The organism is Pseudomonas brassicacearum (assembly GCF_003732265.1).
GTDB lineage: Bacteria > Pseudomonadota > Gammaproteobacteria > Pseudomonadales > Pseudomonadaceae > Aquipseudomonas > Aquipseudomonas brassicacearum_D.
The window spans coordinates 1-277 of sequence record NZ_MOBK01000318.1; the positions used below are offsets into that span (position 1 = coordinate 1).

Below are 277 nucleotides of genomic sequence, written 5' to 3' on the forward strand. Positions count from 1 at the left end.
CAACGGTGCCCACGGGTACGCCACAACGAGGGAGGACACAGCAGTACATACAGGCCCATCGGCAGAGCGGCATACAGCAGAAAGCCCATGTCGTACAAGACGCCAATACCGAAAAGCGAAGCATAGGCAGTACCCGCCTCCGAAAGGTGAGTAGCAAGTAACACCAGGCGGGTGAAGAAAAAAACCACCAACCACAGGCCGGTGACCATTAGAACGAAACGCAGCGGGGCTCACGCGGGAACGCGCATTTAAAACTCCTTTTTTAACCTACCTCCAG

1 pseudogene is annotated in these 277 nt (G+C 55.2%); it reads right to left on the reverse strand.

From position 1 onward, the window contains the following. Positions 1-209, reverse strand: a pseudogene (locus BK660_RS32820) (LTA synthase family protein); the annotation flags it as partial. Positions 210-277 lie beyond the last annotated feature (68 nt).